Origin of the sequence: Neorhizobium fuzhouense (assembly GCF_042611105.1) — a bacterium.
Taxonomy (GTDB): domain Bacteria; phylum Pseudomonadota; class Alphaproteobacteria; order Rhizobiales; family Rhizobiaceae; genus Neorhizobium; species Neorhizobium galegae_A.
Genome location: NZ_JBHFFP010000005.1, coordinates 165596 through 180211, shown reverse-complemented (window position 1 = coordinate 180211; position 14616 = coordinate 165596). Strand labels below are relative to the sequence as shown.

Annotated in this window: 16 protein-coding genes, 1 pseudogene and 1 riboswitch; of the genes and pseudogenes, 9 read left to right on the top strand and 8 right to left on the bottom strand. The window is 61.4% G+C overall.

Annotated elements, in window-relative coordinates; translation table 11 throughout:
* Window positions 1-136: 136 nt before the first annotated feature.
* Window positions 137-880: a Bax inhibitor-1/YccA family protein gene (locus ACEXP3_RS11220; RefSeq protein WP_377297342.1), complete on the top strand. Its 744-nt coding sequence runs from the start codon at window positions 137-139 to the stop codon at window positions 878-880.
* A 140-nt stretch (window positions 881-1020) separates the two neighbouring features.
* Window positions 1021-1578: a GNAT family N-acetyltransferase gene (locus ACEXP3_RS11215; protein WP_377297341.1), complete on the top strand. Its 558-nt coding sequence runs from the start codon at window positions 1021-1023 to the stop codon at window positions 1576-1578.
* A gap of 48 nt (window positions 1579-1626) precedes the next feature.
* Here ACEXP3_RS11215 and ACEXP3_RS11210 read toward each other — a convergent pair whose 3' ends face one another.
* Window positions 1627-2016, bottom strand: coding sequence for a DUF2794 domain-containing protein (locus ACEXP3_RS11210; protein WP_377297340.1), 390 nt, complete (start codon window positions 2014-2016; stop codon window positions 1627-1629).
* 361 nt (window positions 2017-2377) lie between these two features.
* A riboswitch (TPP riboswitch) is annotated at window positions 2378-2501 on the top strand.
* A gap of 88 nt (window positions 2502-2589) precedes the next feature.
* Here ACEXP3_RS11210 and thiC point away from each other — a divergent pair.
* The 7 genes from thiC (at window position 2590) to ACEXP3_RS11175 (ending at window position 10667) form a co-directional block, all read left to right on the top strand.
* Entirely contained in the window at window positions 2590-4401 is a 1812-nt protein-coding gene (thiC, locus tag ACEXP3_RS11205) for a phosphomethylpyrimidine synthase ThiC (RefSeq protein WP_377297339.1), read from the top strand.
* A 153-nt stretch (window positions 4402-4554) separates the two neighbouring features.
* Window positions 4555-5517: an agmatinase gene (speB, locus tag ACEXP3_RS11200; RefSeq protein ID WP_377297338.1), complete on the top strand. Its 963-nt coding sequence runs from the start codon at window positions 4555-4557 to the stop codon at window positions 5515-5517.
* 89 nt (window positions 5518-5606) lie between these two features.
* The gene (gene dapF / locus ACEXP3_RS11195; protein ID WP_377297337.1) at window positions 5607-6509 is read left to right on the top strand and encodes a diaminopimelate epimerase; all 903 of its coding nucleotides are present in this window, start codon (window positions 5607-5609) and stop codon (window positions 6507-6509) included.
* A complete protein-coding gene (gene mtaB, locus ACEXP3_RS11190; RefSeq protein ID WP_377297336.1) occupies window positions 6506-7780 on the top strand; it encodes a tRNA (N(6)-L-threonylcarbamoyladenosine(37)-C(2))-methylthiotransferase MtaB in 1275 nt (424 codons plus the stop codon). The genes dapF and mtaB overlap by 4 nt, the downstream gene beginning before the upstream one ends.
* A gap of 15 nt (window positions 7781-7795) precedes the next feature.
* Complete coding sequence (gene ftsY, locus ACEXP3_RS11185; RefSeq protein ID WP_377297335.1) at window positions 7796-9361, top strand: signal recognition particle-docking protein FtsY; 1566 nt, start codon at window positions 7796-7798, stop codon at window positions 9359-9361.
* A gap of 74 nt (window positions 9362-9435) precedes the next feature.
* Window positions 9436-10083 carry a septation protein A gene (locus tag ACEXP3_RS11180; RefSeq protein ID WP_377297334.1) on the top strand — a complete coding sequence of 216 codons (648 nt, stop codon included), beginning with the start codon at window positions 9436-9438 and terminating at the stop codon, window positions 10081-10083.
* Window positions 10080-10667 carry a DUF2585 domain-containing protein gene (locus ACEXP3_RS11175; protein WP_377297333.1) on the top strand — a complete coding sequence of 196 codons (588 nt, stop codon included), beginning with the start codon at window positions 10080-10082 and terminating at the stop codon, window positions 10665-10667. The genes ACEXP3_RS11180 and ACEXP3_RS11175 overlap by 4 nt, the downstream gene beginning before the upstream one ends.
* 9 nt (window positions 10668-10676) lie before the next feature.
* Here ACEXP3_RS11175 and ACEXP3_RS11170 read toward each other — a convergent pair whose 3' ends face one another.
* The 7 genes and pseudogenes from ACEXP3_RS11170 to ccmA all read right to left on the bottom strand — a co-directional run bounded on the left by ACEXP3_RS11170 (window position 10677) and on the right by ccmA (window position 14422).
* Entirely contained in the window at window positions 10677-10979 is a 303-nt protein-coding gene (locus ACEXP3_RS11170) for a HigA family addiction module antitoxin (protein WP_377297332.1), read from the bottom strand.
* Between the two features lie 27 nt (window positions 10980-11006).
* Window positions 11007-11288, bottom strand: a pseudogene (locus ACEXP3_RS11165) (type II toxin-antitoxin system RelE/ParE family toxin).
* A gap of 71 nt (window positions 11289-11359) precedes the next feature.
* Window positions 11360-11968 (bottom strand): DsbE family thiol:disulfide interchange protein, encoded by a 609-nt coding sequence (locus ACEXP3_RS11160; RefSeq protein WP_377297331.1) that lies wholly within the window; start codon window positions 11966-11968, stop codon window positions 11360-11362.
* On the bottom strand, window positions 11965-12138 hold the full coding sequence (ccmD, locus tag ACEXP3_RS11155) for a heme exporter protein CcmD (RefSeq protein WP_377297330.1): 174 nt from the start codon (window positions 12136-12138) through the stop codon (window positions 11965-11967). The genes ACEXP3_RS11160 and ccmD overlap by 4 nt, the downstream gene beginning before the upstream one ends.
* A 4-nt stretch (window positions 12139-12142) precedes the next feature.
* The gene (locus ACEXP3_RS11150; protein WP_210105899.1) at window positions 12143-12901 is read right to left on the bottom strand and encodes a heme ABC transporter permease; all 759 of its coding nucleotides are present in this window, start codon (window positions 12899-12901) and stop codon (window positions 12143-12145) included.
* Window positions 12902-12945: 44 nt separating this feature from the next.
* Window positions 12946-13605 (bottom strand): heme exporter protein CcmB, encoded by a 660-nt coding sequence (ccmB, locus tag ACEXP3_RS11145; RefSeq protein ID WP_377297329.1) that lies wholly within the window; start codon window positions 13603-13605, stop codon window positions 12946-12948.
* A 169-nt stretch (window positions 13606-13774) separates the two neighbouring features.
* Window positions 13775-14422 carry a heme ABC exporter ATP-binding protein CcmA gene (ccmA, locus tag ACEXP3_RS11140; RefSeq protein WP_377297328.1) on the bottom strand — a complete coding sequence of 216 codons (648 nt, stop codon included), beginning with the start codon at window positions 14420-14422 and terminating at the stop codon, window positions 13775-13777.
* Window positions 14423-14616: the final 194 nt, after the last annotated feature.

Sequence of the window (14616 nt, the reverse complement as noted above, 5' to 3'; positions counted from 1 at the left end):
CCGAATCGGGCGGCAGGCACTTGAACGAAAAGACATCTGTCCGCATATTCGTGACAGGCTTGCTGAGCTTCGCAGCGGCGCAGAGATGGATACCATCCGGACACCGTAGCAACACCGAAGCTTTAAGAGGACGAATATGTCTGACTACAACTTCCAGAACCGCGCTGCCCAGGCACGTGCCGGTTCGGCTGAACTGATCGACCAAGGCCTTCGCACCTATATGCTGAAGGTCTACAACCTGATGGCGCTGGGCCTGGTGATTACCGGTCTTGCCTCGTTCGGCACATGGCAGCTTGCCGTGGAGAACGGGCATCTGACGGCCTTTGGCACCGCGCTTTATGCCAGCCCGCTGCGCTGGGTTGTGATGTTGGCCCCGCTCGGAATGGTTTTCTTCCTGAGCTACCGCATCAACAGGATGAGCGTTTCGGCCGCACAGACCGCTTTCTGGGTCTATGCCGGCCTGATGGGCCTGTCGCTGTCCTCGATCTTCCTGGTCTATACCGGCCAGAGCATCGTGCAGACCTTCTTCGTGACGGCTGCCTCGTTCGGTGCCCTGTCGCTTTACGGCTACACCACGAAGCGTGACCTGACGGCCATGGGCTCGTTCCTGATCATGGGTCTCTTCGGCCTGATCATCGCCTCTGTCGTCAACATCTTCCTTGCTTCGTCGGCCCTGTCCTTCGCGGTTTCGGTGCTCGGCGTGCTGATCTTTGCGGGCCTCACCGCCTATGACACGCAGAAGATCAAGGAAATGTATTTCGACGGCGACGATGCAGCCGTGATGGGCCGCAAGGCAATCATGGGTGCGCTGACGCTTTATCTCGACTTCATCAACCTGTTCATGTTCATGCTGCAGTTCCTGGGCAACCGGAACAACTAAGCAGTCGGACAGGCAGATGTTCGAAAGGCGGCCTTCGCGGGCCGCCTTTTTTTTGTGGTGACAGAGCCTTGACCAACATCTTGCAAGGCTTGGCCGCGCGTCCTACTGTCGGCGTATCACATTTAACTGGCAGTGTTTTCATGACCTTGCGCCTGCGCGACGCCACCCTTTCCGACATTTCGATCATCACCGCCATCTACCGCGACAGCGTGCTGAACGGGACGGCAAGCTATGAGCTGGTGGCACCGGATGAGGCGGAGATGCGCGCCCGTTTCGAGGCCATCATCGCCAAGGGATATCCCTATATTGCCGCAGAAGACGAGGATGGCAGCCTCCTCGGCTACGCCTATGCCTCCGCCTTTCGCACACGGCCCGCCTATCGCTGGCTGGTGGAAGATTCGATTTATCTGGCGCCGGAAGCACGTGGCCGCGGCATCGGCAAGGCGCTGCTGGCCGAACTCATCACACGCACGACAGCGCTTGGCTTTCGCCAGATGGTGGCCGTGATCGGCGGCGCAAGTCCCGCCTCTGCGGGCCTTCATGCGGCACTCGGCTTTCGCATGGTCGGCACGATGCAAGGCACCGGCTACAAGCACGGCACATGGCTGGATACGATCTTCATGCAAAGGGAACTCGGCGCCGGCACCTCGACCGACCCGGATCTCGACACCTATCCGGGCACGCTGTTTGCCGGCTGAAAGGCAATCGCTCTCAGCCTTCCTGCCGCCCGCCGGTCAAAGGGCGTCTCAATCGACGAGCTTCAACACCTTGTCGAACACTTTCAGCACCTGCGGCAGCTCATGGCCGCGCTTCAGGATCATGCCATGCGTGTTCATAACGCTGAACGCACCCTGCTTTCCCGCAAGCTTCGGGTTCTTCTCGATGCGGTAGAGCGGCATTTCGCCGGAGCGCTTGAAGATCGAAAACACCGCCTTGTCCTTCAGATGATCGATCGCATAATCCTTCCACTCGCCTTCGCCGACCATGCGGCCATAGATGCGCAGGATCGCATCCAGCTCTCGCCGGTGGAAGGTGATGGGGATCGGGTCACTGTTCTGGCGGTACTGGCTCAGTTCGACGACCACGGCCCCTTCTGGGGGACGGTCGCGCCCGAATACGTCTGGCTGATCGGTCATCAATGCTCCCAACGCCATGTAACACTCACATGACAGTGTGCCTCAGCCTTAGAAAAAATCAACCCGACAGCACACGCAAAAGGCAGAGGCACCTGCATACGCCGCTGCCCCGACAATTCTCTTCTTCTGCCCGATTTCGAACAAAACCCTGCCGGAATTGGCGATCAGGTTCACGCTCGACAGTTGGCGCGTTCGCGCCATATTGGCCCGGCTGGATGTGTTGACCTTACCCCCAGCCCCCCAACATCTTCGGCCGGGCCTCCCCTCTCCCAGACAGACGATCCGAGTGTGAAGCTTCGGGGGCAGGTCCGAAAGCTGCGGCTTTCCATTGACATCCGGCACCTCTTTGCCGACACTCCATCGCATTCACCAGGGGGGTCCCGCCAAGGGGCTGAGATACTGCTGGGCTTTGAAAGAGGCAGCGCAGTGACCCGTTGAACCTGATCCAGTTCATACTGGCGTAGGGACGGTGCGCGCTGCAGATGCCAGAAATCCTGTCTTGCAGGATCGCGGCAGGCGTTTCTCCATCTTTCCGGCTGACATGACTGGGTCTCCAACCCTTGGAGCCTCACGATGAACATTGCCCGACCTTTTCCCACCCCCGAAGTCACCACCGGCCCGCTGCCGGCCTCGACCAAGATCCACCTTGCCGGAGACCTCTATCCCGATCTGCGCGTGCCACTGCGCCAGATCGCGCTGCACCCGACGGCCGGCGAACCACCGGTCACTGTCTACGATGCCTCCGGGCCTTACACCGATCCCGCCGTCACCATTGCCATCGATGCCGGTCTCACCCGCCCGCGATACGACTGGCTGTTAGCGCGCGGCGATGTGGAAGCTTACGAGGGCCGCCCGGTGAGTGCGGCAGACAATGGTTTTGTCAGCGGCGACAGGCTGACGCCGGAATTTCCGGTGCGTCACACCCCCTTGCGGGCGCGCGGCGGTAAGGCCGTCACGCAGCTGGCCTATGCCCGCGCGGGCATCATCACACCCGAAATGGAATTTGTTGCCATCCGCGAAAACCTTGGCCGCAAGGCAGCCCAGGAAGCGCTGGTCCGCGATGGCGAAAGCTTTGGCGCCCAGATTCCAGACCATGTCACGCCGGAATTCGTGCGTGCCGAAGTGGCGGCAGGGCGGGCGATCATTCCCGCCAACATCAACCACCCGGAACTGGAGCCGATGGTGATCGGCCGCAATTTCCTCGTCAAGATCAATGCCAATATCGGCAATTCCGCCGTGACTTCGTCCATGGCGGAGGAGGTGGAAAAGATGGTCTGGGCCATCCGCTGGGGTACCGATACGGTGATGGACCTGTCGACCGGGCGCAACATCCACAACATCCGCGACTGGATCATCCGCAATGCACCGGTGCCAATCGGCACCGTGCCGCTCTATCAGGCGCTGGAAAAGGTCGGCGGCATTGCCGAAGATCTCAGCTGGGAGGTCTATCGCGACACGCTGATCGAACAGGCCGAACAGGGCGTCGATTATTTCACCATCCATGCCGGCGTGCGGCTTTCCTATATCCATCTCACCGTCAACCGCGTCACCGGCATCGTCTCGCGCGGCGGCTCGATCATGGCCAAGTGGTGCCTGCACCATCACAAGGAAAGCTTTCTTTACGAGCATTTCGACGAGATCTGCGACATCGCCCGCGCCTATGACGTGTCGTTTTCGCTGGGCGACGGGTTGCGCCCGGGCTCGATTGCCGATGCCAATGATGCCGCACAATTTGCCGAACTGGAAACGCTTGGCGAGCTGACAAAAATCGCCTGGAAAAAAGACTGCCAGGTGATGATCGAAGGCCCCGGCCATGTGCCGATGCACAAGATCAAGGAAAACATGGACAAGCAGCTGAAAACCTGCGGCGAGGCGCCCTTCTATACGCTGGGTCCACTGACCACCGACATCGCGCCGGGTTACGATCACATCACGTCGGCCATCGGGGCCGCGATGATCGGCTGGTTTGGCACCGCCATGCTGTGTTACGTCACGCCAAAAGAGCATCTCGGCCTTCCCGACCGCAATGACGTGAAGGTCGGCGTCATCACCTACAAGATCGCAGCCCATGCCGCCGATCTCGCCAAGGGGCATCCGGCCGCCCAATTGCGCGATGATGCGCTGTCTCGCGCGCGGTTCGAGTTTCGCTGGGAGGACCAGTTCAACCTCTCCCTCGATCCGGAAACGGCCCGCTCCATGCATGACGAAACCTTGCCGAAGGAGGCGCACAAGGTGGCACATTTCTGCTCCATGTGCGGCCCGAAATTCTGCTCCATGCGGATCTCCCACGATATTCGGGCCGAGGCGCAGAAGGAGGGGCTGGAGGCGATGGCGGCGAAATACCGCGAAGGCGGCGATCTCTACATGCCTGTTGTTGCCGACTAGCGGCCCGCTGTCCGGGCGGGGCGGTGCCTGTGCTTCGACACAGTAGCCAGCATATGTCGCGTTGCAGCATTTACAGCCGCCTCTGCCTCTGCTCCATTGAAGACGGGCAATCTTTCGCCCGCCTTCATCCTGATTGCATTGGAGCCGTCCCCCGTGAATGCGCAATTTCACCAACCTGTTGATGCCGCCGAAGTGCCGCGTTTTGCCGGCCACTCCACCTTCATGCGCCTGCCGGCAGTGACCTCTGCGGATGGTCTCGATATTGCGCTGGTCGGCATTCCCTGGGATGGCGGCACAACGAACCGCGCCGGCGCCCGCCATGGGCCGCGCGAGGTGCGCAACCAGTCAAGCCTCATTCGCCGCGTCCATCACGTCTCCGGCGTCGAGCCATTTTCGATCGCCAATGTCGCCGATGTCGGCGATGTCTCGGTCAACCCCATCGACCTCATGGATGGTCTGACCCGCATCGAGGCCGGCATTGCGGCGATCGTTGCAGCCGGCGCGCTGCCGCTTGCCGTCGGCGGCGATCACCTGACGACGCTGCCGGTGCTGCGGGCGGTCGCCAAAAACCGCCCGGTCGGCCTCATCCATTTCGATGCCCATACCGATACCAATGACAGCTATTTCGGCGGCAACCGCTACACCCACGGCACGCCCTTCCGCCGCGCCATCGAGGAAGGCCTGCTGGACCCGAAGCGCATGGTACAGATCGGCATTCGCGGCTCGATCTACGACACGACCGACCATGACTGGGCCAAAAGCCAGGGCATCCGCATCATCTACATGGAGGAATTCGTCGAGCGCGGCGCAGTCTCCGTGATGGAAGAAGCGCGCGCCATTGCCGGCACCGGCCCGACCTATGTCACCTTCGATATCGACAGCATCGACCCCTCGATGGCCCCCGGCACCGGCACGCCTGAGATCGGCGGCTTTTCCACCCGCGAGGCTCAAGGCTTGGTGCGGCTGCTGGCCGGCGTCGATATCGTCGGGGCCGATGTGGTGGAGGTTGCGCCACCCTTCGATCTCGCCGGCATGACGGCGCTTGCCGGGGCAAACATCCTGTTTGAACTGCTCTGCGTGATGGCGCCGTGCATCGAGCGGCGGCGCGGTGGCTAGCGGATCGCGCCCGCCTCTTTAAATCAGGCCGCTTTTCCGCCATATAGGCCGAAAGCGGCGTCGAAAAAACGCGCCGAATGGGTGACGTCATGGATAATACGGTCGAATTTGCAAAGATGAACGGGCTTGGTAACAAGATCCTCGTTGTGGATATGCGCGGCCGCAAAGATCACGTCACCCCGCAGGCCGCCATCGCGCTTGCCGCTGAGGCAGAGACGGGTTTTGACCAGATCATGGCGATCCATGATCCAAAACTGTCAAGCACGGATGCCTATATCGATATCCTGAATTGCGATGGCACGAAGGCGCAGGCCTGCGGCAATGGCACGCGCTGCGTGGTGCAGGCGCTGTCTGCCGAAAGCGGGCGCAAGGCTTTTACCTTCCAGACGGTTGCCGGCATCCTCAATGCGCAGGAACATGCCGATGGCACGATTTCCGTCGACATGGGAAAGCCGGTCTTTGAATGGGACAAGATCCCGCTGTCGGAAGAGTTTTTCGATACCAGCCGGATTGAACTGCAGATCGGGCCGATCGATGCACCCGTGCTGCATTCGCCCGCGGCGATGTCGATGGGCAATCCCCATGCGGTTTTCTGGGTCGATCGCGATCCGATGACGTTTGATCTCGACCGCTTCGGACCGCTGCTTGAAAACCATCCGATGTTTCCGGAAAAGGCCAATATCACACTCGCCCAGGTAATCTCGCCGACACAGATGGTGACCCGCACCTGGGAGCGCGGCGCCGGCTTGACGCTTGCCTGCGGATCGGCCGCCTGTGCTGCCGGCGTGTCCGGTGCCCGCACGGGAAGAACGCAGCGCACCGTCTCCATCACCGTCGCCTCCAGCCCCAATCGCGGCACGCTCACGATCGAGTGGCGAGACGACGATCATGTGGTGATGACGGGGCCGGCCGAATGGGAATGGTCGGGCCATCTCGACCCGAACACGGGTGATTTCACCCGCGATGCGGAGCCGGAGGCAGGCGTCCGGTGAGCGGCGTCGAGGTCATCACCTTCGGCTGCCGGCTGAACACATACGAATCCGAGGTCATGCGCGCCGAGGCTGAAAAGGCCGGGCTGAACAATGCCGTGCTGGTCAATACCTGCGCCGTGACGGGAGAGGCCGTGCGCCAGGCGCGACAGGCCATTCGCCGGGCACGTCGCGAAAATCCCCATGCCCGCATCATCGTGACCGGCTGCGCTGCGCAGACGGAGGCCGCGACATTCAGCGCCATGCCGGAAGTGGATGCGGTTCTCGGCAATGAGGAAAAGCTGAAGAGCGCCTCCTATCGCGGCCTGCCGGATTTCGGCGTTTCGGCGGAAGAAAAGCTGCGCGTCAACGATATCATGAGCGTGAAGGCCACCGCGCCGCAGATGGTCAAGCACATCGATGGCCATGTGCGGGCCTTCATCCAGGTGCAGAACGGCTGCGATCACCGCTGCACCTTCTGCATCATTCCCTATGGGCGCGGCAATTCCCGCTCGGTGCCGATGGGCGCTGTGGTCGATCAGGCCCGAAAACTGGTGGAGGCCGGTTACCGGGAAATCGTTCTCACCGGCGTCGATGCGACAAGTTTTGGCGCCGACCTGCCGGGCACTCCGACGCTTGGGCTCCTGGCCAAAACGCTGTTGAAGCAGGTACCGGAGATTTTGCGCCTTCGGCTATCTTCCATCGACAGCATCGAGGCCGACGATCACCTGCTCGACCTGATTGCCGACGAGCCGCGTTTCATGCCGCATCTGCATCTGTCGCTGCAGCATGGCGATGACATGATCCTGAAGCGCATGAAGCGTCGGCATTCCAGCGCCGATGCACTGGCCTTTGTCGAAAAAGTGCGGGCGCTGCGTCCGCAGATGACATTCGGTGCCGACATGATCGCCGGTTTCCCGACGGAAACGGAGGACATGTTCGAGAATGCCGTGCGCCATGCGAGAGAATGCGGCCTGTCCTTCCTGCACGTCTTCCCCTATAGCCCGCGCCCCGGCACGCCCGCTGCCCGCATGCCGCAGCTGGACCGGGCGCTGGTGAAGGAACGGGCCGCCCGGCTTCGCGTTACCGGTGACGAACTTCACATTGCGCATCTCGACCGGATGGTTGGAACCCGCCAGAGCATCCTTGTGGAGATGAACGGTTTCGCCCATACCGAGAACTTCTCCGTCGTTGCCGCGCCAAGCCTTCGCCCACGGGATCTGGTAGAGGTGGAGTTGACAGGCCATAACGGCAAACACTTGAACATGCAGCTTGCCGCCGCCCGGGCGGCGTGACGAAACGGATTTTTCATGGCGCTCGGCTTCATCAAAAAGGTTTTTACCTTCGGCAAGGACAAGGCGCCGGCGCAAGACAAGGCGGCCGAGGGCCTGGCCGATGAGACTTTGACGCTTGAAGAGCAGGCTGCCCTTCAGACCGAAACCGAACCGCATTCCCGCGCAGAAGATCTTGCCGTGTCTCCGGTCGATCCGGTGGCCGGGATAGAGATGGACACCGCCGGCGGCCCCGCCGCTGATGATCTTGGTGAAGAGGATGAAGCGTCGCTTTTGCCGGCTGCCGATCTGCTTCCGGGCGACATGGGCATGGTGCCGCTGTCTCTCTTACAGGCGGAAGCCGAGGCGGAGGGCCTGGAGGGTGGCGACACCGCCCCCTCTGCCCTGCCGGGCATCTCCCCCACAAGGGGGGAGATCGATTTGGGGCTAGCGCCGCGTCCACTGTCAGACGCTGAAACCCCTGCCATCGATACGGAATTGAATGCAGGCCTCGACGATGCCTCCGTGATCTCCCCCCTTGTGGGGGAGATGCCCGGCAGGGCAGAGGGGGTCGGCGTCACGGCAGATACGTCAGCCAATGATGTCCCGCCCGCCGACATCATCCTGCCCAAAGGTTTTGCCACCCGCGTCGAGGAAGCCCCAATCGCCGTCGTCGAGCGGCCAAAACTCACCTGGTTCCAGCGCCTGCGGGAAGGCCTTTCCCGCACCTCGTCCCAGCTGACGGGCCAGATCACGGCGCTTTTCACCAAGCGCAAGCTGGATGAAGCGACGCTGGAGGAGCTGGAAGACCTGCTGATCCAGGCCGATCTCGGCGTCGAAACCGCCATGCGCATTGCCGATACGCTGTCGTCCGAACGCTATGGCAAGGATGTGAGCGGTGAGGACGTGTCGCGCATCATGGCGAGCGAAATCACCAAGGTGCTGAAGCCGGTGGCAAAGCCGCTGGCGCTTGATTTGAACCACAAGCCGCATGTCATCCTCGTTGTCGGCGTCAACGGCACCGGCAAGACGACGACCATCGGCAAGCTGGCCGCAAAGCTGTCCGGCTCCGGCCTGAAGGTGATGCTGGCAGCCGGCGACACGTTCCGCGCCGCGGCTATCGAGCAGCTGAAGATCTGGGCGGACCGGACGAAATCCGAATTCATCGGCACCAAGCTCGGCGCCGATGCGGCAGGCCTTGCCTATGATGCCTTCGAGCAGGCGCGCCAAAAGAAATGCGACGTGCTGATCATCGATACCGCCGGGCGCCTGCAGAACAAGGCAGAGCTGATGGCGGAACTCGAAAAGATTGTGCGCGTGCTCGGCAAGCTCGATCCCGATGCACCGCACACCGTCTTGCAGACGCTAGACGCCACCACCGGTCAGAACGCCATGAACCAGGTGGAAATCTTTCGCAATGTCGCCGGCGTCAGCGGCCTGATCATGACCAAGCTCGACGGCACCGCGCGCGGCGGCATTCTTGTTGCCATCGCCGCCAAGCACAAGCTGCCGGTCTATTTCATCGGCGTCGGCGAAGGGGTTGATGACCTTGAACCCTTCGAGGCCGAGGATTTCGCCAGCGCCATTGCCGGCCTGACGCATTGATGACACAGAAGCCGGATGAGACAGAAAAAACGGATTTGCAGCGGCAAGTCCCCCAGGAGATAAAGTCCAGCACCATGCAGAGCTTTGACAGCGACACGACGCCGACGCGCCAGGAAAAGGAGCATCCGACCCTTAAATTGGTGCTGGAAATCGGCCCGCTTCTGGTGTTCTTCTTTGCCAATCTGCGCGGCGAATGGCTGATTGAAAAATTTCCGGCGCTTTCGGCGCTTGGCGGCCCGCTTCTCGTGGCAACCGGCCTCTTCATGGCGGCCACCGTGCTGTCACTGATCGTCTCAAAGATCGTCTTCAAGCATCTGCCGATCATGCCCTTCGTGTCCGGTATCGTCGTCATGGTGTTTGGCGGCCTGTCGATATGGCTGCAGGACGAGACTTTCATCAAGATGAAGCCGACCATCGTCAACACGCTGTTCGGCGTGGTGCTGCTTGGCGGCCTGCTGTTCGGCAAGTCGCTGCTCGGCTATGTCTTCAATGCCGCCTTCCAGCTGACGGACGAGGGCTGGCGCAAGCTGTCGCTGCGCTGGGGCATCTTCTTCCTGGTTCTCGCCTTGCTGAACGAAGTCGTCTGGCGCAATTTTTCCGATGCCGTCTGGGTCAACTTCAAGGTCTGGGGCACGATGCCGATCACCATCATCTTCACGCTTGCCCAGATGCCGCTCATCATGAAGCATTCGCTGCCGGCAAAGACCGAGGACGGCACGTGAACGGACAGGGCGGATCGACGGTCTTTCGGTCAGGGCACTTCTGGTTCGTCGTCGCCCTCGTGATCTTGCTCGTCCAGGTCCTGTCTGAACATCTGATGGGGCGGCTCTGGATCTGCTCCTGCGGCACCATCAAGCTGTTTGAACCGGGCGTGAATTCGCCGGGCAATTCGCAGCACCTGTCCGACTGGTACACGCCCTCCCACATCATCCACGGCTTCCTGTTCTATGGTCTCGGATGGCTGGTTCTGCGCAAAGGATCTCTCGGCAAGCGCCTGGCGCTCGCGACCTTCATCGAGGCGGCCTGGGAGCTTCTAGAAAATTCGCCGATCATCATCGATCGCTACCGCTCCGCCACCATGGCGGTCGGCTACGAAGGCGACAGCATCTTGAATTCGGCGATGGACACCGTGTTCATGGCCCTCGGCTTCCTTTTTGCCGCCCGCGCGCCGATCTGGCTGACGGTCGCGCTTGCCATCGGCTTCGAACTCCTGACCGGCTTCCTCATCCGCGACAACCTCACCCTCAACGTGCTGATGCTGGTCTGGCCTGTCGATGCGATCAGGGCGTGGCAGGGGGCGCTGTAGGCGGCCTCGTCAGGCAGCCTCGTTGATCTCGACAATCTGCTCGAGTTCAGCCGCAAGGTTTGCCCGCTCGATCTTGATGTCATAGGAGGCCTGAAGGTTCAGCCACAGCTCGGGCGTCGTGCGGAAGAATTTTGCAAGCCGAAGCGCCGTGTCTGCCGTTACACCCACCTTGCCCACCACCAGTCTTTCGATACGCGTGCGGGGCACATGCAGCTTTTTTGCTAGTGCGTAAGCCGTCATATCCAGTGGTTCAAGATAGAGGTCGCGCAGAATTTCGCCCGGGTGAATTGCGGGGGCCTTGCTTGCTGACATTCCGTACCTCCGATCGACGTCTTGCCTTCAATGATAGTCCACAACCTCGACATTGTCCGCGCCGCCGTTGTTCCATTGGAAGCAAATCCGCCATTTGCCATTGATGCGCAGGGAATACTGGCCTTAGCGGTCGCCGGATAATTTTTCCAGGCGGTTCCCGGGCGGCGATCTGAGATCGTCAAGAGCAACCGCGGCATCCAGAAGAACCAGCATCTGCTGTGTCCTGCGGATAAGCTCGGCGGGAAATCCCTTGCGCACCGAACCATCATCAATCGATGCCGTCAGTTTGTCCCGGAACGAGCGGATCATAGCACACCAAGTTTTGGTATCGTAAGTTGATACGCTTCCACCGTCAAGCAAACGTATCACAAAATGATACGTCAGCGCGGTGCTGCCAACGCCTTCTCGATGGCCGGCATCAGGCCGTCTGTCACGCTGCGCTCATCGAAGGGCCCGACCTTCTTGTAAAGGATGGTGCCGTCCGCGCCGACGAGATAGCTTTCCGGAATGCCGTAGACGCCCCAGTCAATAGCTGCCTTGCCGTTCGGATCGACACCAATCGCATCATAGGGATTGCCGAGTTCGCCGAGAAACCGCAGGGCGTTGTCGTTGCGGTCCTTGTAGTTGATACCGACGAGTGTGATGCGGCTGTCCTTGGCAAGCTCCTTTAGCATCGGATGCTCCTGCCGGCATGGCACGCACCAGGAGGCAAAGACGTTGACGAGCGTCAGCTTGCCCTTCATGGCCGCGTCCGTCAGCGCCGGTGTCTGCGAACCTTCGAGCGGCGGCAGCGACAGTGATGGCGCCGTCTTGCCGATCAGCGCTGACGGGATGGCCGAAACGTCCAGCCCGTTGACATCCTGATCGTAGAGCATCTTGCCGGCGACAAGGGCAAAGCCCGCAAACACCGCAAGCGGGATCAGTGCCAGCAGATAGCGGGCAGCACTGCGGCCACCCTCCGGCCTCTTGTCCTCGGTGCTCGTGCTCATGGGTTTTGTGTCTCGGCAGCCGCTGCTGACCGGCGGCGAAGGCCGGATGCCTCAAGCGCTGCGAGTTCACGGCGGCGGGCACGGCCATCAAGCACCGTCCAGGCGATGAGACACAGCGTGACGATGCCCGCAATCCCGTAGGATGTGTAGATGTAGAAGGCGTGGCTCATCGGATCAACTCTCCCGGCCGGCGAGACGGGCGGCCATGCGCCTTTGCGTGGCCACGCGGCGGCGCCAGATCTCGTTGCGGATCGCCATGATGTGGAGCGTGAAGAACAGAAGCGTGAAGGCAAGCGCCATCACCAGCAGCGGGCGCAGGAATTCGCCGTCGATCGTCGGACCGCCAAGCCGGATGACGCTTGCCGGCTGGTGCAGGGTATTCCACCAGTTCACGGAAAACTTGATGATCGGAATATTCACGAAACCGACGAGGATCAGCACGGCGCTGAGGCGTGCCGCACGGGACGGATCATCCATGGCCCGGTTCAGCGCTATGATCCCGAGATACATCAGAAACAGGACGAAGACGGAGGTGAGGCGCGCATCCCACACCCACCACGTGCCCCACATGGGCCGCCCCCAGAGAGAGCCGGTGACAAGGGCAATCAGCGTGAACGCCGCTCCAAGCGGTGCTGCCGCCTTGTGGCTGACATCGGCCAGCGGATGGCGCCAGACCAGCGTACCGATCGCTGACAGCGCCATCACCGAATAACACATCATCGACAGCCAGGCGGCCGGCACATGCACATACATGATGCGCACGGTATCGCCCTGCTGGTAATCGCCCTGCGTGGTAAAGGCGAGATAGAGCCCGACTGCAAACAGCGCCGCCGTCACCGCCGCGAGCCAGGGCAGAATACGGGCAGCAAGCGCCAGAAACCGCGTCGGGTTGGCAAGGTCGCTGAATTTGGTGATGGCAAGGCTCTCGGTCATGGGTCTCTTCTAAGGCCGGACGCGGCAGGCTGACTTGATTCTAGTCAATCCCCGCCATTGCGCAACGCCAGCGCAGCCCCAAGCGGGCCAAGCACGGCAAAAAACATCGTGATGGCGACCAGAATCAGGAAGGGCGGCAGGAAGGGAGCCGGATCTTCCACCGCCGCATAGGAGGCCGAAACCCCAAAGATCAACACCGGCACGCAGAGCGGCAGCACCAGGATGGAGACGAGAAGCCCGCCGCGCGGCAGCGTCACGGCAACCGCCGCGCCGACAGCGCCGATAAAGGTAAGTGCCGGAGAACCAACAAGCAGCGTCAGCATCACCGCACCGATGCCGACCTCGTTCATGTTCATGAACAGGCCGAGCAGCGGTGAGGCAATCACCAGCGGCAGCACATTGGCCAGCCAGTGCGCCAGGCATTTGACCAGCACCGTCAGCACCAGCGGATGTTCCTGCATCAGGAGAAGATCGAGCGACCCATCCTCCCGCTCGGTCTGGAATAGACGATCAAGCCCGAGAAGGGCCGCCAGCAGTGCCCCGATCCAGACGATGGCCGGGCCGATGCGCGCCAGAAGATTGAGATCGGGTCCGACGCCGAAGGGAATGACGGCAACCAATGTCATGAAGAACAGCACGCCGATCAGCGCACCGCCACCGGCGCGAATGGAGAGCTTCAGGTCGCGCAGGAGAAGGGCGGTCATGATGATGCCCATTCTTCGGCTTGCCCCTCACCCCAACCCTCTCCCCGCAAGCGGGGAGAGGGGGAATTCCGCCGTTGCGGCAAGTGTTCTTCTCCCCGTTTTGACGGGGAGAAGATGCCGGCAGGCAGATGAGGGGCGAATGAGGACAGACACGTTGAGACCCGCTCGTTCATATCCCCTCCTCCATCTCCGCGTACTGAAACCCCTTCATCTCCAGGCGCTGCGTTGCCTCGAAATCCAGCGGCTGGTGGGTTGCGGCGATCACGAGGCCGCCGGCCGTCAGATGCGCCCGGATGAGCCTTGCAAACAGTGCTTCTGCTGCGGCATCAAGCGCGGCCGTCGGCTCGTCCAGCAACCACACAGGCCGATGCGCCACCAGAAGCTTGGCAAAGGCCATGCGCCGCTGCTGGCCGGCCGACAGATAGCCGAAGGGCAGATCGAGAAGTGCTGGGAGCTCGACCCGGTCGGCGGCTTCCTCCACCGAAAGCCCGGCGCCGCCGGTCATGTCGCCCAGGAAATCGCGCCAGAAGCCCAGGTTTTCGGCCACCGTCAGTTCGGGTTTCATGGCGTTGCGATGACCGAGATAGTGGCTGACTTCGCCCGGAGGTTGCAGCGCGCCTGCCCCGCTTCCGACCCAGTCCACGCGGCCCTTTGCCGGGCGGATGAGGCCCGCCACAACACGCAGAAGTGTCGACTTTCCAGCCCCGTTGCGGCCGGTCAGCACCATGGCCTCGCCGCTCCCTAAGGCAAAGGATATGTTTGAAAAAATAAGATCCTCGCCGCGACGCGCCGCAAGAGTTTCGGCAATCAGCCGCATGAGATTTGCCTTGTTTCCGTTTGAGGCCGGGCGATGAAAAAAATCTGCCGATCTGGCCGATCTCAGTCTGGAACCTTTCTTAGAAATTATCTATAAGCTTCGCAACCACGCCAGCGACCGGCGTGATTTTCATCTTGCGCCGGACCTGAAGACAAAATCTTCTCGTGCGGACAGCGGAAATGGTCGCACCCGCA

What these genes read in the sequence shown, in the direction of transcription:
- ACEXP3_RS11160 (WP_377297331.1), bottom strand. Translation starts at nt 11,968, where the DNA reads ATGAGCACGAGCACCGAGGACAAGAGGCCGGAGGGTGGCCGCAGTGCT.
- dapF (WP_377297337.1), top strand. Translation starts at nt 5,607, where the DNA reads ATGGATAATACGGTCGAATTTGCAAAGATGAACGGGCTTGGTAACAAG.
- ACEXP3_RS11210 (WP_377297340.1), bottom strand. Translation starts at nt 2,016, where the DNA reads ATGACCGATCAGCCAGACGTATTCGGGCGCGACCGTCCCCCAGAAGGG.
- ACEXP3_RS11150 (WP_210105899.1), bottom strand. Translation starts at nt 12,901, where the DNA reads ATGACCGAGAGCCTTGCCATCACCAAATTCAGCGACCTTGCCAACCCG.
- ACEXP3_RS11220 (WP_377297342.1), top strand. Translation starts at nt 137, where the DNA reads ATGTCTGACTACAACTTCCAGAACCGCGCTGCCCAGGCACGTGCCGGT.
- ccmD (WP_377297330.1), bottom strand. Translation starts at nt 12,138, where the DNA reads ATGAGCCACGCCTTCTACATCTACACATCCTACGGGATTGCGGGCATC.
- ACEXP3_RS11170 (WP_377297332.1), bottom strand. Translation starts at nt 10,979, where the DNA reads ATGTCAGCAAGCAAGGCCCCCGCAATTCACCCGGGCGAAATTCTGCGC.
- thiC (WP_377297339.1), top strand. Translation starts at nt 2,590, where the DNA reads ATGAACATTGCCCGACCTTTTCCCACCCCCGAAGTCACCACCGGCCCG.
- ccmA (WP_377297328.1), bottom strand. Translation starts at nt 14,422, where the DNA reads ATGCGGCTGATTGCCGAAACTCTTGCGGCGCGTCGCGGCGAGGATCTT.
- ftsY (WP_377297335.1), top strand. Translation starts at nt 7,796, where the DNA reads ATGGCGCTCGGCTTCATCAAAAAGGTTTTTACCTTCGGCAAGGACAAG.
- ccmB (WP_377297329.1), bottom strand. Translation starts at nt 13,605, where the DNA reads ATGACCGCCCTTCTCCTGCGCGACCTGAAGCTCTCCATTCGCGCCGGT.
- ACEXP3_RS11215 (WP_377297341.1), top strand. Translation starts at nt 1,021, where the DNA reads ATGACCTTGCGCCTGCGCGACGCCACCCTTTCCGACATTTCGATCATC.
- ACEXP3_RS11180 (WP_377297334.1), top strand. Translation starts at nt 9,436, where the DNA reads ATGCAGAGCTTTGACAGCGACACGACGCCGACGCGCCAGGAAAAGGAG.